The organism is Neobacillus drentensis, from assembly GCF_021560175.1.
GTDB lineage: Bacteria > Bacillota > Bacilli > Bacillales > Cytobacillaceae > Neobacillus > Neobacillus drentensis_A.
In genome coordinates, this window is the sequence record NZ_CP091110.1 from 1,382,405 (window position 1) to 1,405,106 (window position 22,702).

The following is a 22,702-nucleotide window of genomic DNA, read 5'->3' on the forward strand; positions in this document are numbered from 1 at the left end:
AACGAGGTATGGAGTATGGGAAAGGGAACAAAATGGCCATCTGAAATGAAGGAATTTCAAGATCCGATTACGGGAGCATGTATTACACAATTAACAGATTACTTGGCTCATAGTTATCATCTGTATTTTACCAATAATGGCTGGTATGATAACGGTTCTAAACTTTTAATTTGTTCGGACCGTGGTAACGGCACTAACCTTTTTAGTTTGGACCTGAAGAACGGAGAATTAACACAAATTACCGACCTAGATAAAAACGTTTCCAAGGGAATACAAGGAACCTATATCAATCCTGTCAAAAATGAAGCGTACTTTACCTATGGGAAATCGATTATCGCGATCGATCTAGATTCATTTGAAGAAAAAGTGATCTTTACGTTGCTACAAGGATATCACTTTAGTAATCTAAGCTGTACTTCTGATGGGAAGCACCTATGTTTTGGACTCTCTGAAGACTTATCCAAAACCATTAATAGTAATTTATCAGGCGGATATGTTGGTTTTGAAGAAACCGAAGCAGCACGACCGCACTGTCAAATCTGTTTACTCTCTTTTGAAACAGGAGAAACAAAAGTAATTCATGAAGAAAAACGGTGGATTGGCCATGTCAATGCTTCACCAACACAGCCGCATCTAATTACCTTCTGTCATGAAGGACCATGGGAAAAAGTGGACCATCGGATATGGGTATTGAATATTAATACCGGTGATGTCTGGAAAATAAGAGAGGGAGAACCAAACCAATATGCGGGACATGAGTATTGGCATGCGGACGGTCTGCATATTGGATACCATGGCTTCACCGAATCATTGGACCGAAAAGATGGAAAATTCCTTGGGTATGCTAAATATGATAATTCTGTTTTTGAAGAATTTGAATTTCCCTATCAAAACATGCATATCCATTCCAATGATTCCACCTACATTGTAGGGGATGGACAACAATCAAGTGCCTACCATGGTGAAAGGTATCAGGATTGTATTTTCTTATGGAAAAAAACAAATGAGGGAATGGAAGGACCGCGGATTTTATGTAAGCATCGAGGAAGCTTTCAAATACAACAAGTCCATGTCCATCCTCGGTATACTCCCGATGGAACAAAAATATTATTTACAAGTGATCGCACCGGATACGGGAATATCTATCTAGTGGACGTTCCTGATTTTGAAAACCTCCCTAAGCATATAGAAGGACAATTGATAAAAAAATAATAAAACTTGAAAAAACAGGCAAAATAAATGCCTGTTTTTTATTTTTGTTAATAGGCAAAAATGTCTTAGAAGAGAAAAAAGGGCTAAATGGGTGTACGCAAAAATTGAACGTTGAAGGAAAGTGAAAGACTGACAATAATAGGATTGTAGAACATAAAACCAGCCAGTGGGAGAGTGGGACTGTGAAATTACATTGGTTAAACAAAAGGCCGAAGAATCCTACAGGAATTTCTTGGGGAATTCCTTGGGAAAGAGGGGCATTAAAAAGGGAAGAAACCATCTGTCTCCAGAGCAGCAGCGGTAAAAAAAGTCCGTTGCAAACTTGGCCAATGGCTTTTTGGCCAGATGGGAGTGTGAAGTGGACAGGGCATGCCGCTGTACTTCGGGGTGATGAAGATATATATGAAGTGTCGCTTAGTGAACATGTAAATTCTGACAGTATCTTGCAGGTTAGGGAAAATAAACATACTATTGAAATCGATACTTGTAAACTATTATTCTCTATTAATAAACAGGGGAACAAGATTATTAATTTTGTAAAAAGAGGCACAAAAACAGTTGCGTTTGAAGGTAAGTTAAACTCGACTAAAGAGACTCGCACTAAGGAAAACGGGATTAATGTCATCCGCGAAGAACCATTTGAAGGCATTATCAACCATGTGGAAATTGAGCAAAAGGGTCCTTTAAGAGCTGTTATTAAAATGGAAGGAACCCATCAGGCAAAATCGGGAACAGGTACATTACTTCCGTTTGAATTAAGGCTTTACTTTTATGCAAACACTGAATCCGTGCGTATGGTCCATACCCTGTTCTACGATGGCGATCCCGAAAAGGATTTTATCAAAGGTGTAGGCTTAGAATTATCAGTTCCACTAGCAGGGCAAGCGTGGAATCGTAATGTCCGTTTTTTAGGAGATGAGGGGATCTATTCGGAAGCATCCCAGCTTCTACTAACGAGAAGACACAGAAATGTGGATGGCTTGTTTCAAAAACAAATAGCGGGTGAAATTGTTAGACTAACAGAAGAAAAACACGCTCAATTAGTAGACCATGCCAAACAAAATGCCATTTGGAATGATTTCAAACTTCAGCAGGATTCAGCAGACCATTATCGAATCATCAAACGGACAAAAGAGTCCTCTGCCTGGGTGGAATCCACTCACGGTACTAGAGCAAAGGGTTTGCTTTATATTGGTGGAGAGGATCATGGAATCGCTGTCGGGATAAAGAATTTTTGGCAAAAGTTCCCCTCAGCATTGGAAGTTAATGACTTAAATAAGTCCGAAGCAAAGCTGAAAGCCTGGTTTTGGTCACCAGATGCCGGGGCAATGGACCTGCGGCATTATAATAATGAAACACATGTGGTCAGTGCTTATGAGGGTTTTGATGAAATGCGTTCCACTCCGGTTGGAATTGCTAATACCAGTGATATCTTTTTACAATTTTATTCTGATTCACCTTCAAATGAAGAGTTAGTAAGTCAAATAGAAGAATGGCAAGCACCTATGTTATTAGTATGTGAACCAGAATACTACCATCATACAAAAGCATCAGGTGTATGGAGCCTAGAGGATCGAAGCACCCCAATGAAAGCCCATTTAGAAGAACAGCTTGATAGGGCCTTTGATTTTTATAAGAAGGAAATCGAACAGCGAAGATGGTATGGTTATTGGAATTATGGTGACGTCATGCATACCTACGATCCCGTCCGTCACCAATGGATGTATGATATCGGAGGCTTTGCTTGGCAAAATACCGAGCTCGTGCCAAATATTTGGCTCTGGTATTCCTTTTTACGGTCAGGACGAGAAGACGTGTTTATTATGGCAGAGGCAATGACAAGACATACCAGTGAAGTGGATTGCTACCACTTTGGTGAATATGCCGGGTTAGGTTCCCGCCATAACGTCGTCCATTGGGGCTGTGGCTGTAAAGAAGCGCGAGTTAGTATGGCGGGATTACATAAATACTATTATTTCTTAACAACTGATGAAAGAGTAAGAGATTTACTCACAGAAGTAAAAGATGCTGACCAAGCATTAGCCAATCTTGATCCTATGAGAGAATTTTATTCAACCGAACAATTCCCGACACACGCCCGTGTTGGTCCAGATTGGGCTGCCTTTTGTTCCAATTGGTTATCAGAATGGGAACGAACAGAAAATCAAACGTACAAAGAAAAAATTATGACTGGCATGAATACATTAAAAAATTTGCCGTTCCGGTTGTTATCGGGTCCGACTTTCGGATATGACCCAAAAACAAGCAATCTTCTTCATATGGGTGATGGAAATGAAGGAGGCTATCACATGGTGATTGCTTTCGGGGGTCCTCAGGCGTGGATGGAACTCGCACAGGTCCTCGGCGATTCAGAGTGGCAGGATATGTTGGCCGAATTTGGCGAATTTTACGTTCAAAGTAATGAAGAAAAATTAGCTAGAAGTAATGGGATCCTTCACAATAAATTATTTAGTCTGCCAATGCTTGCTTCTGGAATGGTTGCTTACGCTGCGGCAAGGAAAAAAGATAAAAACCTAGCCAAAAAAGCTTGGAATCTACTATTAAATGAAGAAATCAGTCAAATGGTGCTGCCAATCATAGAGGAAGAGGTCCAAAGTTGGAGGAAGATTACTGAAGTTCCAAGTATAACGACGAATACTACATCTCAATGGTGTCTAAATACGATTGTAGCTTTGGAGTTAATTGGTGAATACCTGCCAAATGATAAATCCAAGAAAGTATTAGTCCAACAAGAAAGTGTTTAAAGGTGAAAAAACCTTATTAGATCAAGGTTTTTATTAAGACAAAAAAATGTAGTTGTCTGAAAAATGAAAGCGGTTTAAATTCAATGTATAGCACGACACAATTATTGGACTACTGATCAAAATAGTATGAACGGTAATTGGAAAAGGCAAATGAGGAAAACTAATAAATTTATTATTGGGGGTACCAAAATGAAAAAAGGTAAAAAGCTTAGTAAAAAGGTAGCAATTCCAGCACTTTCAGCCATGCTGCTTTCTTCGCTTGTAGCATGCAGTAATACTGATAAGACATCGAGTGAAGCTAGTAATAATAAAGACGGTAAATTAAATATTTCGATTATGACGACAGCGTTTTCGGCTACGCCGCCTACTAGTAACAGTCCGGCCCTTAAGGCGCTTGAAAAGTATACGAAATCTAATATTACTATAAATTATGTTCTGAATTCGGTTTATTCAGATAAGTTAAATGTAACTTTAGCCTCTGGCAAGCTTCCGACGATCATGATGATTCCTGATAAAATCCCAAGTTTTGTTAGCGCTGTCCGTAATGGAGCATTTTGGGACCTAACCCCTTATTTAAAAGATTATCCAAATTTAAGTAAGGCCAATGAAGTTACCTTACAAAATAGTGAAATTGATGGGAAGGTATATGGGGTTTATCGGGCCCGCCCACTTGGAAGAAACGGAATCTATTTCCGCCAGGATTGGTTGAAAAAGTTGGGATTACAAGAGCCTAAAACAATAGACGATTTTTATAATGTTTTAAAAGGATTCACAAACAATGACCCAGATGGGGATGGTAAAAAAGATACGTACGGAATGGTTATTTCAAAATTTTCCGGTCCGTTCGATGTAATGCAAACATGGTTTGGTGCTCCAAATAAATTTGGCTTGACAGATGATGGCAAGCTTCAACCAGATTTTATGACACCAGAATATATGAATGCATTAAAATTCTTTAAGAAATTGTATGATGAAAAATTGATCAACCAGGATTTTGCGGTAATGGATTCTGGACAATGGGATGTTCCATTCCAGAAAGGACAAGCCGGAGCCATTGTTAACGTATTAGACCAAGCTCATCGTAATCAGACTGCTATGGAAAAAATTGATCCAAATTTAAAAGATGCTGTTGGTGTAATGGGAGCAGTCTCAGGACCGGAAGGACTTCATAATCTGCCAACTGCGGGTTATAGCGGCATGCTGGCAATTCCAAAATCAAGTGTAAAAACGGAAGCACAATTAAAACAAGTATTATCTTTTATTGATAAGCTGAATAATGAACCGGCTCAAACAATCGCCTATGCAGGTGTTGAGGGACGTCATTATAAGATGGAAAATAACAATATCGTTCCTCTTTTTACAGCGCAAGACCCAGAGGCTACTGAATATACAGACTTAAACCAATTCATACCAGGGATTCCTGTAAGTAATTTCAAACATCCAGAGTATACACCGCTCCAAGTAAAAGAAAATGAAATCATGAAACAGAATGAAGAAATTGTTGTTCCAAATCCTGCGGCTTCCTTGATCTCTGATGTATACGCGCAAAAAGGACAACAGTTAGACAACATCATCAATGACGCTCGTATAAAATATATTGTTGGCCAAATTGATGATAAAGGATTTAAAGATGCCATTAAATTATGGCGCACTTCTGGCGGAGACGATTATGTTGCAGAAATAAATAAATTATACAAAGAAAACAAGTAATCATTGAGTTAAAAACAGGCAGTTTTCGAACTGCCTGTTCTAGCAAATGAAATAAAAACATAGAAGGAAAGGAGAAAATCAATAATGGAAAAAATAGGTGTGCAAGTTGCTGAAACGGACATATCACAACCGGCAATCGGATCAAAAACGAAAATAAAGTCAGAGCTTTCTCCGATTCAACGAATTATTAGAGATAAATGGCTCTATATCCTGCTGCTTCCGGGGTTGATATATTTTATTGTATTTAAGTACCTTCCGATGTGGGGCATTGTGATAGCCTTCCAAGATTATTCGCCTTTTACGGGAGTGCTTGGAAGTAAATGGGTTGGATTTGATAACTTTATAGACTTCTTTAAAAATCCGGATTTCTTTCGACTATTAAAAAATACGGCGATCTTTGCAGTGTTAAACTTGGTATTTTTCTTTCCGGCACCGATTATTTTATCAATCCTGTTGAATGAATTACGGGTTGATTCGTATAAGAGAGTTATGCAAACGTTTATTTATGTACCTCACTTTATGTCATGGGTAATCATTGCGAGTATAACGTATATCTTTTTTACGACAAGCGGTGGCATTGTAAATGAAATTGTCTCCCATATTTACGGGAAACCGATTGATTTTCTATCATCACCTAGTTGGTTCCGCCCATTAATGATGCTGCAAATTATTTGGAAAGAGACGGGCTGGGGAACGGTTATCTTCTTAGCTGCACTTACATCTGTTGATAAAGAACAGTATGAAGCGGCAATTGTTGACGGTGCAGGAAGATTTAGACGATTATGGCATGTCACTCTGCCTGCCATTAGAAGTACCATCATCGTTATGCTTATCCTGCAACTTGGCCGTTTTCTGGACACTGGCTTCCAACAAATTTATTTGATGTCCAATTCATTAAACCGTGGGGTTGCTGATGTATTTGATACGTATGTTTATTTTGTTGGGATTACACAGGGGGCGTATAGCTATAGTACGGCTGTTGGGCTCTTTAAGTCTGTTATTGGAATCATTCTTGTTTTAGGCTCAAACAAATTAGCCAAGAAAATGGGAGAGGAAGGAATCTTTTAATGTTCAATGTTCAAGGAGGTGCAGAATATGGCAAATCTTAAAATGCATAATACACGTGGCGGGCGCATATTTGATGGCTTTAACGTTGTTATTTTAGCCATCATCGGGATTATTATGATTCTGCCATTTCTTTATATAATCGCAGGATCGTTTGCTACAGAGGCTGAGTTAACGAGGAGAAACTTTTTTATCTGGCCGGAAACGTTTACGCTGAGTGCCTATAAATATATTTTCTCAACTGCAACATTCTCGCGCAGCATTCTAGTGTCGATAGGTGTGACCTTAGTTGGTACACTGGTTTGTCTATTCTTTACATTTACCATGGCTTACCCCTTATCGAGAAAGAAATTATTCGGACGCAACTTATTTATGAATATGATTGTTTTTTCGATGTTATTCAGCGGGGGAATGATCCCAACGTATATTGTAGTAAAATCACTGGGATTGTTAGATTCCTATTGGTCATTAATCTTACCAGGTGCAATCAATCCATTTAATTTAATCATTGTCAAAACTTTCTTTCAAGGTATTCCTAATGAATTGGAAGAAGCAGCGAAGATTGATGGTTGTACAGAAATGGGGATTTTTTGGAGAATTATCTTACCATTGTCGAAACCAGTCCTTGCTACATTTGCTTTGTTTTACGCTGTCGGGATTTGGAACGATTTCTTTCATGCCCTATTGTATATTAGTGACAACACCAAGTGGCCAGTCCAAGTACTGCTCCAACAAATTATTATTCTTTCGCAAGGAAATCTTACTGATGCCGCTTCTCAAGGAGCAGCTTATGTTGAGCCTCCTGCACAATCATTAAAATTAGCAGTTGTGGTTGTAGCTACTTTGCCAATATTAATTGTTTATCCATTCCTGCAAAAACACTTTGCTAAGGGGATGCTATTGGGGTCAGTCAAAGGATAATGTTAAACATTTTAATCTTAAGAGTGCAGGCGGTGAGATGACTGATAATCACCGTCTTTTTTTCCGACTTTATATACAGAAAGAATAAAAGCACTAATCTGGGAGATTACCAAAATGTAGAACTGTCTGTAGTATATTATCAAAAATTGAAGGTGAGCAAATGAACAATTTAACTCAACTAAAACATGATTTTAATAATCCCTCTGCAGAATATTCCATTTTTCCATTTTGGTTTTTAAATGGAAATCTTAACAAAGAGGAGATTTCTAGACAACTGAGAGATTTTAAAGCAAAAGGGGTTTTGGGCGTTGTTGCCCATCCACGTATTGGTATTCCAGCGGATATTGAATATTTAGGCCCGAAATTTATGGATCTAATTCGATTTATTATGGAAGAAGCTACAGAATTAGGCATGAAAGTGATTATTTATGATGAAGGTATGTATCCATCAGGATCCGCCCATGGTAAGGTGGTCGAAAACAATCCGGAATATGCCGCCCGTGGACTGCGAATGTCGATGCATTCGGTATACGGTTTTACACAAATTGAAGAAAGATTGGAAGAATACGAGGAGATTATCCTTGCGGTTGCTGCAAAGGTTACATGGGAATTGAAAATTGATCCTCTCTCCTGTATTTCATTAGAGGTTGAAAACAATAAAGTTTCATTTGAATCGAAAGATAGGGGAAATTGGTCCATTGTTTTGCTTATTTCTACTTTTTCAAAAGGAACCATTCGCGGTCTCCATTTTGGGGAAGACGATGGCGAGCCTGGAGCACCGCCAGCAGGAGATTTGTTAAATCCGGAGGCAATGCAAAAGTTTATCCGTGTAACCCATGAGGTCTATTATGAACATTTTAAAGAATACTTCGGAAATACCATAACAGCGCTTTTTACAGATGAACCGAGTGTTGTCGGGCGTTGTGTTGACACGGAAAAAATCAAGCCATGGACTACTGGCTTTATGGAATATTATAAGAACCATGGAAATGATCCCACGGACTTGCTATCACTATGGTTTGACGTCGGCAGTGACACAAATGTCAAAAGGAGAAAATTTAAAAAAACAGTTAATAACCGCCTCCAAGAAACGTATTACCGCCCCATCTACGAGTGGTGTGAAAGTCATGGTATTCAACTGACAGGGCATCCGGAAACAAGCGATGATATTGGATTTTTAAAATATTTTCAGTTGCCTGGCCAGGATCTGGTGTGGAGATGGGTAGGCCCGGAAGAAGATAAGGGAGTTACAGGGCGTGATAGTACGCTGGGGAAATGTTCCTCTGATGCGGCAAGGCATCGCGGATTGCCTCGTAACGCCAATGAATGTTTTGGCTGCTGCGGACCAGATGGACATCAATGGCAATTTTCAGTAGCTGATATGAAATGGTTTGTCGATTGGCTTTTCGTCAGGGGGGTTAATAAACTTTATCCCCATGCATTTTATTATTCCATTGAAGGAGAAAGATTAAATGAGCGTGCACCGGACAACGGCCCCCATAACTCGTGGTGGAAATATTATAAATTGATCGCTGATTATGAAAAACGGATGTCCTGGCTGCTGAGTGATTGTTCAAACGTTACGGATATTGCCATTTTATGTGAAGAGGATCATATTCCCTGGAAAATTGCTGAGCCGTTATATACGAACCAAATCGAATTTAATTACCTGGAAGAGGATCTGTTTCTACACGATTGTATAATCGAAGAAGGGAAAGTGAAAATTCAAAAACAGAATTATCGTGTAATCATGATTGAAAATCTTGAACAACTCGTTTCCAATGAGCTCGTCGATAAACTCAATCTATTTCTTGAAAACGGAGGTACAGTGATAGTTAATAATCCCGAAAAGAAAAATCTCCCCTTAAAAGGCAATATCGTCCACATTTACAACTATAACAGCGTAATAGAGGCGATCGATCATGTAGAATCCCGGGATGTTTATGTAATACCGCTTAATCCGGGGCTACGGGTGACACATATCGTCAAAGAAGGCATTGATTTCTATCTATTGGTAAATGAAGGCGATCATTCCATTGAGGGAGAATTTGCTCTTAAATGTAAAGGTGCTCTAGAAAAGTGGGATGCATGGAACTCTGTTATAGAACCAATTGAAATTAATAAAGTGGGTCATGAGTATACAAAATTTAATCTTTCACTAAAACACCGGGAATCCTTAATTATTTCCGTAAATCGGAATGAATCACCAACTTTTGAAAATCCAAGCAAAAAATCACAACAAGTTATCGATATTAATGTAAACAGTTGGACGATCACAAATCCATTTCGCGATAACGAACCAATCGAAAAATTGGTTCCATTGACTGAGTTTGACGATATGAAATATTTTTCCGGTGAATCTATTTATCAAGCGATAGTTACACTAGATTCCATAGATCGTTATAAAAAGGCTGAGTTAGACTTAGGAGAAGTTTGCGAGCTTGCTGAAGTTATCGTCAATGGAAAAAGAGCAGGTGCCAAGCTCTGGAGTCCATATCTATTTGATATAACACCAAATTTGGACACAGATACCTTGAATATAGAAGTAATAGTTACTAACAGTAAGGCAAACGAATATGCCAAGGAATCGGTAAAGTCCGGACTGATTGGCCCTGTAACCTTAAAGCTTTATCAATAATATGGGGAGTAATGCAAAAAAGTATGGTTGTAGGAAAAGTAGTAGAAATTTATATTTTAAGGTAAGTAATTATAAAAAATCATCTTTAAGGGAGGGCGAGCTTAGTGATATTTAAACAATTTGATAAAGGAGAATGCCTCTACGCTAATCCTCTTGCAGTTCAAGAAAATATAGCGGATTGGAAATTAGAGGGAAGAGGAAAGATAAGCTTTGAAAATAACCGCTTGCACTTAGAAAATGAACTAGATCCAGTTATTTATGGGGACCGAGCACACTGGGTTTATTGGTGTCCAGTGGATTTTCCAGACAAAATTATGATCAAATGGGACTTTTACCCTATTAGGGAACCTGGTCTCTGTATGTTCTTTTTCGGGGCGGCAGGAAGAAATGGAGAAGACCTCTTTGATCCAACATTGCCGGTTAGGAAGGGTCAGTATCCGGAGTACCATTCAGGTGCTATTAATGCACTGCACTTGTCATATTTCAGGCATAAGTACGCAGATGAGCGTGCGTTTCGCACCTGTAATTTACGGAAAAGTTATGGATTCCACCTGACCGCCATTGGTGCTGACCCACTTCCACCCGTAGAGGATGCCCTATCACCCTATCATATGAAATTAGTAAAGTATGAAGAGATTGTTCAGTTTTCCATTAATGAATTGGTTGTACTTGAATGGGAAGATGACGGACAAACATACGGTCCTATATATGGAGGCGGAAAAATAGGTTTCAGGCAGATGGCGCCAATGAAAGCAGCTTATGCTAATTTAGTTATTCACCAGGCAATATTAAATTAGATTACAGTTATTAGAGACATAGGAGGGATGGAGCATGCAGATGAAAGGGGCAATCGGGGGATTTTACAAACTTTGTGATTGGATCATGAAGCTTGCCATTATTAATCTCTTATGGATGGTTTTTTCCATTTTTGGTTTAGTTGTTTTTGGGTTTTTTCCTGCAACGGTCGCAATGTTTGTCGTTATCAGAAAAATGCTAATGGGTGACTTTGATATACCCGTATTTAAAACTTTCCTGGATTCTTTTAAAAAAGACTTTTTTAAAAGTAATCTGCTGGGTCTTATATTGTTCATACTAGGGTACTTCTTATATGTCGATATTCATTTAATAAGAACCACGGGAGGTTTGCTTACTTTAATCTATTATCCTGCACTAATTATCTGTCTAGGGTTTGTATTAACTGTATGTTATGCCTTTCCTACTTTTGTCCATTATGATTTGAAAGTACATCAGGTTTTAAAAAGTTCTTTTATTATCATGTTACTGAATCCGCTTTCTACAATTTTACTAGGGATCGGGGGGAGTGCGGTCTATCTTTTAATGTCGACAGTACCTGGACTAATCCCATTATTTTGCGGCAGCACGCTAGCAGTTGTTCTTATGTGGTCTTCTTTCTTTGCCTTTTCAAGAATCGAGAGAGCCGAACGGGCTGCTTCAGGGGCTAGGGAGGCAGCACCGATCAAAAGGAATATATAAAGGTTTACTTATGGTTATACCTAAATTCATGGAAAGTCAAAGAGCCCTTTAATAAAAGAAAGATTAAACTCGGTATGCATGTTGCTGCCGAGTTTTTTTTGAAAATATAAAATTTTGAAATTTAAGCGCCTTCATTTTTTTGATAAGTTATGCAATAATAGAACTTATACTATCATGGTTATACTTATGTTTGGAGTGTTCTTAATGCCATTTAAAAACATTGATATAAATAAAGTAAAACGTCCCCGTTGGAAAGGAAACTTTCATCGCAATAGCTTTGTTCTTATTTTGCTTATTGCTAGCATTCCGGGACTGATCACTGGTCTAGGTATCTATTGGTTTGGTGTCGGAAAAGTAGAAGATGAGCTTAGTGCATCCAATGACAGCCAAATCATTCAACGGGCAAAAAATATGGATGAACAATTTCAATATATAGAGGAATATACAACCCATTGGGTGTTTGAACCTAGATTTGGGGAATCTTTAAAAGATATTGATTTTGTTAAGCAGTTTCATGAAACCTACGATATAACCAAAACGTTATCCTTATTGCAGGGAAGCCATAATTTGATAAGTGATGACGAATTGTTTTTAAATTTGGATAAACCAATCTTATTTAAGCCTCAATACAATATATTAGATGAAAAACAGAAAGTTTTTTATAATAGCTTACTTTCAAAAGGAATGGAACATCATTGGGTAGAGTATTCCCAAAGTAAAGGGAGGAAATCACCAACTCTGGCTTTTGTCAGTCCGATTCCAATAACCACTAAAGACCCATTTGGCGCTTTAATTGTAACAATTGATCATAATAAAGCACTTCAACTATTAAAGACATTAACCCCTTACGAAAATGGCGCAACTATCCTATTAAATGAAGAAAATAAGGTAATACTATCCTCGAACAGTACTAATCAATCTAATTTTATAAATGCCTTAATAGAAGAAATTGGTAAACACAAGCAAAACAGTGGGTCTTTTCCATTTGAGTTTAATCATATAATGTATTCAATTTCATTTGGTCATTTTACTAGAATTAATTCTAATTGGACTTATGTTTCTGCAGCGCCAATGACATCAATTACAGCACCAATTGTTTTTGTGTCAAGGTTAATTATTATTATCAGTGCATCCGCTCTTATTTTAGCGATTATTTTGTCATGGTTCACTTCAAGAAAGATATATGCACCTGTCCGAAAATTAGTCGGAAATTTAGTTGGCAATGAAACAGAAAGATGGAATCATGTCGGTAAAGATGAATTTTCTATTATCGAACAGCGGTGGAATGAAATGTCTCAAAAAAGTAATTTGTTGCAAAATCGACTTACTGAACAACTAACAGAACTAAAAAATAGTTTTATCTATCAATTAGTCCAAGGGTATTTTTTTCAGTATCATGAAGATGATTTACGTCAGCGAATGGAGACATACGGGTGGAATTTAAAAAACCGATCTTTTATTGCTTTGGATCTTCAACTCACTGGATTGACCGATTCCAAGGAAATTTTCTCCACCAATGATGATGGGTTAGTTACATTCATGGCGACAAATATTATGGAAGATTTTGCAAAGGAAATGTTTGAACAATTTAATGTTATTAACTTTTCAGATTTATCTGCAGGGATGTTAGTTATTTATCGTCCTGATCATTCGGCCCGAGAAAAATTGCATCGGTTTGCAAAGAATGTAACAGAGGCTGTGAATAGGATTATAAAATTACAGGTAACGATTACAATAAGCGAAAAAACTGAAAGTGTAAAGAAAATACCTTATATTTTTGAAGAAGTAAGGACGGGCAAGCGGTTCAGAACTTTTGAAAACATTAACCAGGTTATTGATTTAGAGGAGTACAAAAATAGCAGAAACGATATTGAGTTCCATTATCCATTTGCAACAGAAAAAGAAATTATTCAAGCTATCCGTATGGGACAACTTGATGAAATTGAAGTGTTGATTAAAAAATTCACCCAGGAATTAACATGTAAAGAAATTAGTGAAATCTATATACAACAGGCTGTCATTCAACTATATAGCAGTATTCAGCATGAGATATTACATTCAGGGATCCATCCGAATGACTTATTTGAAGGAAAAAATATGTTTGAGGAACTCTCTCAAATACGTGATGTTGATAGAATTAATCTATGGTTTATAAATGATGTAATCAGTCCATATATTCAGAAACTAGAAGGTCGTATGAATATAGAATTAAAGAGAATAATAGAAAAGGTAGTTACAAAAATACATGAGAATTACATGAACGATATTTCTTTAGAAAGTTGTGCGGATGAAGTGAGTACAAATCCTTATTCTCTTAGTAAAGCATTTAAACAAATTGTTGGGATCAATTTTATTGATTATCTAACCCAACAAAGGATTGAGAAGGCAAAGGAACTATTGATCCACTCAGATATGAAAATCAATGACATTGCTGAGGGAGTAGGTTACAGGCATAGTTATTTTAATCGGATATTTAAAAAACAAATAGGAATTCCACCTAGTCAATTCAGAAAGCTTAACCAAGACACAAATAAATTAATAGTAAAAAATGATGATTAATTTACGTTAATCATCATTTTTTTTTTGAATAGAAAAAAGCCTCCATTGAAAGCTGGATCTAACAATGGAGGTACAGTTCAACTCATTCTCATTTTATTCATTCGAAGCATGACCATTCCAAGCTTTGATTAACTGGCTGGCATCCGAAATTAATTTTGTTTTGAGAGCTTCGTTCACCTTAGTTTCTCCACTAAGCTGATTAACAAAAACTCCCATTAGTTTTGCAGCCTGTTCAGGTCTGTTGATGTCCAATTGATGCTGTGCTTGATCTAAATTATTTTTTAATACCGAAAACGCTGGGTCATTTAGCTCAAGCCCTACCGTATGTTTCATCGCTTGCAGATTGGCTGTATAGTCGGCACCCGGTGCTTTTAAATTACCCGCTAGGACAGAATCTTTTCTATCTTCGCCGAGGTAGAAGCCGAGATGAGGAGGCTGATTATAGCCGCTGTTTTGGAAGCCAATCCCGTTTCGATATAAAGGATCCTGCATGAGCGTATAGATTCTGTATGGTGTAGAAATCGTTGTGCTAAAAATTCTAAGTTCGGAATCGTCGGTTGTCGGCAGAAGAACTTCTTCACGCCAGTCACCCAGAATATCAGCTTGCAGTGTTGGCGTAGCCTTTGTTCCATTATTACTGTGAACGTCTGCAAATTTCTTTAGAAGATCGACTTTACCTGTTATTTCATTGTATTTTGTGATGGAGGTATCATCCAGTAATTCCTGCAATAGATCGCCATCCCAATACAGTGCGAAATTAGTCGAAAGTCCAGTAGGTTTTTTCGGTAATTCCACATTACCTTGGACATTATAAACGCCTCCGCCCGTTTCAGGAGTGGTACCGGCGGCTCCCCAGAATTCATAACCAGGGCTTGAGGTAATGTTAGCCGCTAACCCACGTCCTGCGTCCGTGTAGGCGTAATAAGACATTAATGTTTCCCCTGTTGCAGCATCATGCAGCTCCTCAGAAGCAACAGCTGGAATTTCATGTACTTCCATGGCACTAAGTCCTTCGCGGGCAGGATCAAAAGCACCTAAATGTTGGGCATCACCATGGGAGCCCTGTTCACGTCCCATCTCGCCATCCATAGCATAAAGAATGCTGCCATCTTGATCGAGTGTTAATGAACCGGCAACAATTTCATCACAGCCATCATTATCGACGTCGCCAACTGATAGATTGTGGAAGCCTAAGGCACCACCTTTGCCTGCTTTGTCAGAATCAAAGGTCCATTCTTGTTTAAGTTTGCCATTCTCAAGAGTATAGGCTGAAAAAGTTGTACGTGCATAATAGCCTCTTCCAAAGATCGCACTTGGATGTTTACCATCCAAGTATGCCAATCCTGATAGGAATCGGTCAGAACGGTTATACCATGAGTCACCCCAAGAAAGGCCGCCTTCTCCCACTGGGAATGCATAATCAATGGTATCAATGACTTTTCCGGTTTCCCCATTGAAAACGGACATATATTCAGGTCCTCCAATGATATGGCCATTCGTGCCAACATATTTTCCATCATCAGCCGGGTTGCCAATTTCACTGATTACCTTGCTCTTGTCGAACTTTCCGTTTGTCGCTCCGTATGTTTTTGTACCGTCAGCCGTTTTAATCATGAATTCATCTTTGCCGTCACCATCGAAATCGGAGATGACAAATTGATTGTAGTGGGCACCGGAAGTAAGGTTATGTCCCATATCCATCCGCCAAAGAAGAGTCCCATCCAATTTATACGCATCAAAAATGGTTGGGCCTGTGTAACCAGTAAAAGAACTGTCGATCGCGTTGGATGGGTACCATTTTACAATAACCTCATACTTGCCATCACCGTCTATATCGCCTACACCTGAATCATTCACCGAATAGGTATAAGACTCTCCGGTAGGAGTTGTCCCGCCTTCAGGCTTTTGCATTGGGATCGATAAATAATCCTTATCGGTTGCTTTTACGTCATTTTTCTCTGTCGATTTGCCATTTATAAGCGTTTCAACCGTGTAAATATAACCTGGGGCACCTTCAGAATCCTTATAGTTTGTAACCTTTAACGGTTGCTTATTTAATTTTTCTCCATTACGGTAGATATTGAATTTTACATCTTTATTATATTCATCGGCAAGCAAACGCCAGCTAACGAAATTACCTGCATCTGATTTAAGAGCAATTAAACCCCTGTCAAGAAACTCCGTCTGTCTGTCGGATTCCGAAGGAGTCAGACGATTATAGACATAGATTTTTGCAGATTTATTAAAGGTGTTGTCGATCCCGTCTGTTTCAGCAAGGGTCCCTTTAAACTCATAGACTCCTGGTTTACTAGGATCCCAAGCTTTATCACCAACGTTTTCCCACTTGCTTACTACCACTTCTTTTTTACTATTATCTGCAAGCGTTACTCCAACTGTATTAGGAAGACCGATGGAAGAGATGTCCGTTTTCGTTTGATTCACATAAACGCGGTGATATGGTAATTTATCTACCAAATAAAGTGTGTTATCTGGAACAGATACATTGGAGACCTCGAAATTATCAAGGAACGTATCCCATGTTTCATTATTGCCGGCTGTACGAACCCCGACCAATTTAATAGCTGCGATCGAACCATCAAAGGATGAGCCCTCTAATGAAAAGGTATGGTCTTCAAGAGGATTACCTTGTTGATCTGCAATATTGGTTGTGACGGAGTTGTTTTTTATATCAAAATGAATGTCAAATTGATACCATGCTTCCGTATTTGAAATACTTGATACTACTGTAGGTTGACCTTTTGCAAAATAGCTCAATTTAGAATTATGGGTATCGTTTATTGTAAAGACGATATTACCGGAACTGTCAATAAGTCTAAACTCGCCGCCATTTTCATCGGGATTAGTGCCTTTATCATTAATCTTGCCTGGATACCAGTCAAATTTCACACGGATATCGCTTCCTTTAACCGCCGTGGCAAAATTCTTTGTCGCAACACGGCCTCCTTTTTGATCAACGATGCTGTATTCAAGCTTTGGTGTAGTATTTCCACCTACATTATTATTGTTTATGGATACGGTAGCACCCGTTGTGGAAAATCCCCATAGATCATTATTGTCAAAATTCGTACTGGATAACACGTTATAAGGACTAGATGCAGTTTCTGCTACTGCATATGGCAGGCTTGAAAAAACAAGACCTACGGTCGCAGCAATCGAAACGATTCGCTGTTTCTTTTTATTTTTTCCCACTTTTCATTTCACTCCTCTGTTTTTTGCACCATGGATTTTAGTTTTTCATGCTGAAAGTATTCCCTTGAAAAAAATTGAATTTTCCTGTTTTTACTTTTACATGGGACACGTTCACTCTGATGCATTGGTCAAGCATGTATGTACCTTTTTTAAACCTCATTTGACCGTTACAAAATTCCCCCTTATAGAAAAGCATAAACATGGCTCCAGTTGTTCCTTCGGATAAGTTCTCAAATAGAAGTAAGACACTACTTTTTCGGAATAGCACCCGTGTGAGCGTTTACAATTTTGTGTGAAAAAATGTAAAATGCTCTCTTCTATTTTGAACGTCCTTTAAAACAAGGAATCCATTTTTAGATTATAGTAACTTCCTTTTGACAACCCGTATATCATACATTTTTGCATAACAAAAAATAAGCATTTTGGATTAAGACTATTTCAGTGAAAACAATTTTTGTCCTTAATCGGCAAAAATGTATTAATTGGTTATGAAAGCTAATTAAAAAAGTTTCATTGTTGGAAACGCCTTCATTGATTAAAGTAGAAAGTATTGCAGCTGCTGGTGATCGGCATTTAGCAGAGTTTATGCCTAATACTTGGTATCTAAAGAGTCCTAAAAGGGTGAGGGAATGGAAATTCGGCTTGACTCCGGTAGATTGGCGGATAGAAAGAGGTAGGGCGCTATATGAAAAGGGCAAGCGTTTTAAATCAAAAATAAAAATGAAAAGGTGAGTAGAATGCCAAAAGTAATCATGACATTTCCCAAAGGAAAACATAAAGTGATAACAATGAGCTATGACGATGGCAGGACGGCTGACAGAAAGCTGGTGGAGATTTTCAACCGGTATGGAATTAAAGGCACTTTTCATATTAATTCTGGTTTATTAGGGACTGGCGATCGTATTCCTGGTGAGGAGATTGCACAGCTTTATGCGGGACATGAAATATCGACTCATACTCTTACGCATCCGACTATTGCCAGGTCACCAAAAGAGCAAATTGTTGAGGAAATAATAGAAGATCGAAAAAACTTGGAGAAAATAGCCGGTTACACCGTAAGAGGCTTATCTTACCCCAATGGCTCCTATAACCAACTAGTAAAAGAAATGCTTCCCTATTTAGGGATTGAATACGCAAGGACGGTCAATAGTACAGGCAACTACTCTATGCCTGATGATTTTTTAGAATGGAATCCAACCTGTCATCATAAAAGAGATTTGCTTAGGCTTGCAGAGGAATTTGTAAATCTCCATAAAAACCAATATTTATATATGATGTATGTTTGGGGTCATAGCTATGAGTTTGAGGAAGATCAAAATTGGGATTTAATAGAGGATTTTTGCAGAAATATAGGGAACAGAAGTGATATTTGGTATGCGACCATTATTGAAATTGTCGACTATATCAAGGCATTTCAAAACCTAAAGTTTTCTGCTGATAGCCATTTTGTTTTTAATCCAGCTGCCATTTCAGTTTGGCTAAGTGTAGACAATGAAATTGTTGAAGTAAAAGGGGGAAAACAAGTTCATTTAGTAGAAGACTAACTGGGCTGTTATATAACCTAGAAGTTGGAGTATAGTTAGTGGAAATTACATAAAGAGCGATTTAATCCATATCAGTGCAGTTACTGATATGGTTTTTTTATAGTTTTTAATTTACTAGTAACCAACTAAATTTCTAGTGAATCGGTGGTTTAAAAAAATTGTAGATTGATATACAATAAAGAAGTATGATTACGTTTACAGTGCACTGAAGATTTAGAATATTCATATTAATTAATTGGGGAAAACTCTAATGGAGAAAGCTTTTGATTTATTGAAAAGAAAATATGCAAATCTCAAAATTAAATATAAACTGTTTATTTTAGTTTCATGGATTATGATTATTTCGTTTTTATTTACCTTTTTTGGATTACAATACGCCTTTCATATTTACGATGAACAAATCTACAGTAAATCTTCGCAAGTGTTGAGTACCTCCTCCAATATCATTGAAAATGAATTGCAAAAAATCGAAGATGTTTCTTACGATATTTTGACCGACCCTCAAATTCAACAGTACTTAGCTGCAACCGATGACGAGAGGACAGAGTACGAGAAATACCGGATTCATTCCAATATGGTTGATAAATTATTAAGCTATGTTAACAACGAGAAACACATTCAATCCGTTATTCTTGTAGATACAAGCGGGGAAGAGTACGCTGCTGGTCCTAGGTCATTTAAATTACCATCTGATTTAAAAAAGACAATTATGCGAGAAGCAATAGTAGCGGATGGGAAAAATGTCTGGCTAAATCCCAAAGGAAACGATTTTACTATTGTCACGGCCCGAGAAATAAGACAATATAAGAATTTGAGTTTTGAACCGCTAGGTACATTAATCATTAATATGAATATGGACAAACTTGTCAGCAGTCTATTCGAGGGATCTAGTAAAATAGATGGCGAATTTTTAATTACGAATGGCCATGAACTTATTTATCCAAAAGAATCATCTAGTGCTTTGAAAAAAATAGCTCTGTCTATAAATGAGAAACCAGGTTATCAAATAAAAGCGATTGGAGGCAAAAATTATTTCCTCGTTCACCTAAACTCCCAGTACTTTGATTGGAGCTATGTGAATGCTATTCCATTTAATCAAATCTTTAAAAATATAGGTATGATAAAAACAATACTAATCTTCCTGTTTATTTTAATGTTTTTTATTGTCACGATCCTTGGAATCAGGTTCGTCAGAAATATAACCATCCCACTAGAAAATTTAGTAGAAGGTATGCAGTATGTACAAAACGGTGATTTTAAAGAAGCACAAAAGGGATTTTTAGAGTCTTCTGATCTCTCCAATGATGAGGTAGGCATGCTGCACAAAAACTTTCAAACCATGACACAACAAATCGATGAATTGGTAAATGAAAACCTCTCCAAGCAGCTTACGATTAAAGAAACTGAGTTTAAAGCCTTACAAGCCCAGATTAATCCTCACTTCTTATACAACACTTTGGAGTCAATCAACTGGCTCGCTAAAATGAATGACCAAGACCAAATATCCAAAATGGTTGAAGCACTTGGTTTTCTGCTGCGAAATTCTATCAGTCTGAAGAAACGGCTCATCCCGATTGAAGATGAGTTAAACATTGTTAAGAATTATATTGTCATTCAAAAATATAGATTTGAAGAAAGATTGGATTTCAATATGCAGGTTGACCCAAATCTATATGATGTTTATATTCCTAAACTTATACTGCAGCCTTTAGTGGAAAATGCTATCCATTATGCGCTGGAGAATATGGTAGATGTATGTAAAATAAGAATATATTCGATCGTAAATAAGGAAAATTTTCAGCTAATCGTAGAAGATAATGGTCCTGGAATGGAGCCGGCTTTTTTGGAAAAGTTAAGGAACGGTGAAGTAAAGACAAGAGGGCAAGGTATTGGCTTAGCCAATATTATTGATCGGATTCAACTTTCATTTGGCAGCGAATACGGAGTGGAAATTGACAGTGAGCCAAATAAGGGAGCTAAAATCATTCTAATTCTGCCATATGACAGGGGGGAAGAACATGTACAAAGTATTGTTAGTTGACGATGAAAGAATCATAACTGACGGGATGTCAAAAGTGATTAAATGGGAGTCAATCGGGACTCGTTTAATTGGGACGGCAAAAAACGGATTAGAGGCCTTTGAAAAAATCACACAAAATAAACCAGATATTGTGATTAGTGATATAAAAATGCCGGGAATGAATGGACTTGAATTGGTGGCAAAAGTTCATGAACATGATCCTGACATTCGGTTTATCTTGTTATCTGGCTTCAGTGAATTTGATTATGCAAAGCAGGCTATGGTGTATGGGGTAAAGCACTACCTGCTTAAACCGTGTAATGAGAATACCATTATAGAAGCGTTAGATGAATTAAGTCAAGAGTTAGATTTAGAGAAAGAGCGTAAACAATTTGTTAAAAATATGAAAGAAACGCTGGAAAATGTCCTTCCCTATGCAAAGGAACAATGGTTGAAGGAACATATCACAAATAGGTATGAAAATAACAACTATACATACTATCAAAAACTTCTTCAGTTAGATGTGGAGATACCCGATGTTCGTCTGATTTTATTCCAAATCGAAGGCCACTTTCAATTTGAGCAATTGTTTGCGTTAAAGAATATTGCGGAGCAGATTTTTAAACAATATTCCCTAAGTTGTTCGGTGGGAGAATTAATTTTAATCCTTGTAAAAGATGAGATTGAAGGTAAACGGTTACACGCCAAAATAGAACAGATTAGAAAAACCTTTTTTCAATATTATCAACTAGATTGCACGATTGCAATAAGTGATTCTGGAAAAACTAGCCATGCCAATAAGTTATATAGGGAAGCGCTAGATTGCTTAAATCATCGATTTTATTTAGGTGAAGGCAGCATAATAACCAAAGAAGACATTGATCATCAAAATGAAAAGTACCGAGGCGAATTTTATTATGATGATCAGAAATTCTGCAGACTAGTCAAAACGGGCTGCTGGGATGAGGTTGAGGAAGAGATGACGGTCTTTTTCAATTATTTAACTAATTTAAGATTCGATATAAATTCAACCAAATCATATGTAATTCAACTATTTAATAATATGATTCGTTTATTAGACTCCAATCGAATTAACTCATTCTTAACCAAACTGCCCATCTTATTGGAATTGGATACCATTCAAAGTATGAAATCCTTTTTCAAAGAAATAGCTAAGGAAATAACAAATGACTTTTTTCAACAAAATAAAAATAAGCACTCCGCGATCATTCGAAAAGTCCTTGAAGTTATTGACAACCATATAGCAGACCCCCAACTTAGCTTGCAATGGGTTGCAAATGAGATGTTGTACATGAATGCAGATTACCTTGGAAAGCTGTTTAAAAAAGAAACGGGTGAGAAATTCTCTAATTATCTCACTCGGGTTCGAATTGATAAGGCAATTTGTATGATTGAAAAGGAAAGTGATGTAAAAATCTTTGAGTTAGCTGAAAAAATTGGTTTTGGGGAAAACGCACAATATTTTAGTCAGGTTTTCAAAAAGCAAACAGGTTTTACGCCATCAGAATACAAAAGAGAATCTGTCCAAGGTATGTAAAATGAG

At 37.5% G+C, this 22,702-nt stretch carries 13 protein-coding genes and 1 pseudogene; 13 read left to right on the plus strand and 1 reads right to left on the minus strand.

Annotated features, from left to right (window positions below; all coding sequences use genetic code 11):
* The first annotated feature begins 15 nt into the window (after positions 1-15).
* From L1999_RS06605 to L1999_RS06645, 9 genes are all read left to right on the plus strand, one after another.
* Entirely contained in the window at positions 16-1,212 is a 1,197-nt protein-coding gene (locus L1999_RS06605; RefSeq protein ID WP_235742825.1) for an oligogalacturonate lyase family protein, read from the plus strand.
* A 182-nt stretch (positions 1,213-1,394) separates the two neighbouring features.
* The gene (locus L1999_RS06610; RefSeq protein WP_235742826.1) at positions 1,395-3,977 is read left to right on the plus strand and encodes an exo-rhamnogalacturonan lyase family protein; all 2,583 of its coding nucleotides are present in this window, start codon (positions 1,395-1,397) and stop codon (positions 3,975-3,977) included.
* 189 nt (positions 3,978-4,166) lie between these two features.
* Complete coding sequence (locus L1999_RS06615; protein ID WP_235742827.1) at positions 4,167-5,687, plus strand: extracellular solute-binding protein; 1,521 nt, start codon at positions 4,167-4,169, stop codon at positions 5,685-5,687.
* An 84-nt stretch (positions 5,688-5,771) separates the two neighbouring features.
* Positions 5,772-6,755, plus strand: a complete 984-nt coding sequence (locus L1999_RS06620; protein WP_235742828.1) for an ABC transporter permease — start codon at positions 5,772-5,774, stop codon at positions 6,753-6,755.
* Positions 6,756-6,782: 27 nt separating this feature from the next.
* Entirely contained in the window at positions 6,783-7,673 is an 891-nt protein-coding gene (locus L1999_RS06625) for a carbohydrate ABC transporter permease (protein WP_235742829.1), read from the plus strand.
* Positions 7,674-7,833: 160 nt separating this feature from the next.
* Positions 7,834-10,311 (plus strand): glycosyl hydrolase, encoded by a 2,478-nt coding sequence (locus L1999_RS06630; RefSeq protein ID WP_235742830.1) that lies wholly within the window; start codon positions 7,834-7,836, stop codon positions 10,309-10,311.
* Positions 10,312-10,415: 104 nt separating this feature from the next.
* Positions 10,416-11,108 (plus strand): DUF1961 family protein, encoded by a 693-nt coding sequence (locus tag L1999_RS06635; protein ID WP_235742831.1) that lies wholly within the window; start codon positions 10,416-10,418, stop codon positions 11,106-11,108.
* Between the two features lie 34 nt (positions 11,109-11,142).
* Positions 11,143-11,805 (plus strand): YesL family protein, encoded by a 663-nt coding sequence (locus L1999_RS06640; RefSeq protein WP_235742832.1) that lies wholly within the window; start codon positions 11,143-11,145, stop codon positions 11,803-11,805.
* Between the two features lie 204 nt (positions 11,806-12,009).
* A complete protein-coding gene (locus L1999_RS06645) occupies positions 12,010-14,364 on the plus strand; it encodes an AraC family transcriptional regulator (RefSeq protein WP_235742833.1) in 2,355 nt (784 codons plus the stop codon).
* Positions 14,365-14,457: 93 nt separating this feature from the next.
* Here the strand turns inward: L1999_RS06645 and L1999_RS06650 are convergent, their stop codons facing one another.
* Positions 14,458-17,574: a rhamnogalacturonan lyase family protein gene (locus tag L1999_RS06650; protein ID WP_235742834.1), complete on the minus strand. Its 3,117-nt coding sequence runs from the start codon at positions 17,572-17,574 to the stop codon at positions 14,458-14,460.
* Positions 17,575-18,120: 546 nt separating this feature from the next.
* On the opposite strand from L1999_RS06650, the pseudogene L1999_RS06655 reads away from it, so the two are divergent.
* From L1999_RS06655 to L1999_RS06670, 4 genes and pseudogenes are all read left to right on the plus strand, one after another.
* Positions 18,121-18,237, plus strand: a pseudogene (locus L1999_RS06655) (hypothetical protein); the annotation flags it as partial.
* Positions 18,238-18,311: 74 nt separating this feature from the next.
* Entirely contained in the window at positions 18,312-19,118 is an 807-nt protein-coding gene (locus L1999_RS06660; protein WP_235742835.1) for a polysaccharide deacetylase family protein, read from the plus strand.
* 250 nt (positions 19,119-19,368) lie between these two features.
* The gene (locus L1999_RS06665; protein ID WP_235742836.1) at positions 19,369-21,159 is read left to right on the plus strand and encodes a cache domain-containing sensor histidine kinase; all 1,791 of its coding nucleotides are present in this window, start codon (positions 19,369-19,371) and stop codon (positions 21,157-21,159) included.
* Positions 21,137-22,696 carry a response regulator transcription factor gene (locus L1999_RS06670; RefSeq protein ID WP_235742837.1) on the plus strand — a complete coding sequence of 520 codons (1,560 nt, stop codon included), beginning with the start codon at positions 21,137-21,139 and terminating at the stop codon, positions 22,694-22,696. The genes L1999_RS06665 and L1999_RS06670 overlap by 23 nt, the downstream gene beginning before the upstream one ends.
* Positions 22,697-22,702 lie beyond the last annotated feature (6 nt).

Coding starts and splice junctions, on each gene's coding strand:
- L1999_RS06605 (WP_235742825.1), top strand. CDS start 16: ATGGGAAAGGGAACAAAATGGCCATCTGAAATGAAGGAATTTCAAGAT.
- L1999_RS06615 (WP_235742827.1), top strand. CDS start 4,167: ATGAAAAAAGGTAAAAAGCTTAGTAAAAAGGTAGCAATTCCAGCACTT.
- L1999_RS06620 (WP_235742828.1), top strand. CDS start 5,772: ATGGAAAAAATAGGTGTGCAAGTTGCTGAAACGGACATATCACAACCG.
- L1999_RS06625 (WP_235742829.1), top strand. CDS start 6,783: ATGGCAAATCTTAAAATGCATAATACACGTGGCGGGCGCATATTTGAT.
- L1999_RS06630 (WP_235742830.1), top strand. CDS start 7,834: ATGAACAATTTAACTCAACTAAAACATGATTTTAATAATCCCTCTGCA.
- L1999_RS06640 (WP_235742832.1), top strand. CDS start 11,143: ATGCAGATGAAAGGGGCAATCGGGGGATTTTACAAACTTTGTGATTGG.
- L1999_RS06645 (WP_235742833.1), top strand. CDS start 12,010: ATGCCATTTAAAAACATTGATATAAATAAAGTAAAACGTCCCCGTTGG.
- L1999_RS06660 (WP_235742835.1), top strand. CDS start 18,312: ATGCCAAAAGTAATCATGACATTTCCCAAAGGAAAACATAAAGTGATA.
- L1999_RS06665 (WP_235742836.1), top strand. CDS start 19,369: ATGGAGAAAGCTTTTGATTTATTGAAAAGAAAATATGCAAATCTCAAA.
- L1999_RS06670 (WP_235742837.1), top strand. CDS start 21,137: ATGTACAAAGTATTGTTAGTTGACGATGAAAGAATCATAACTGACGGG.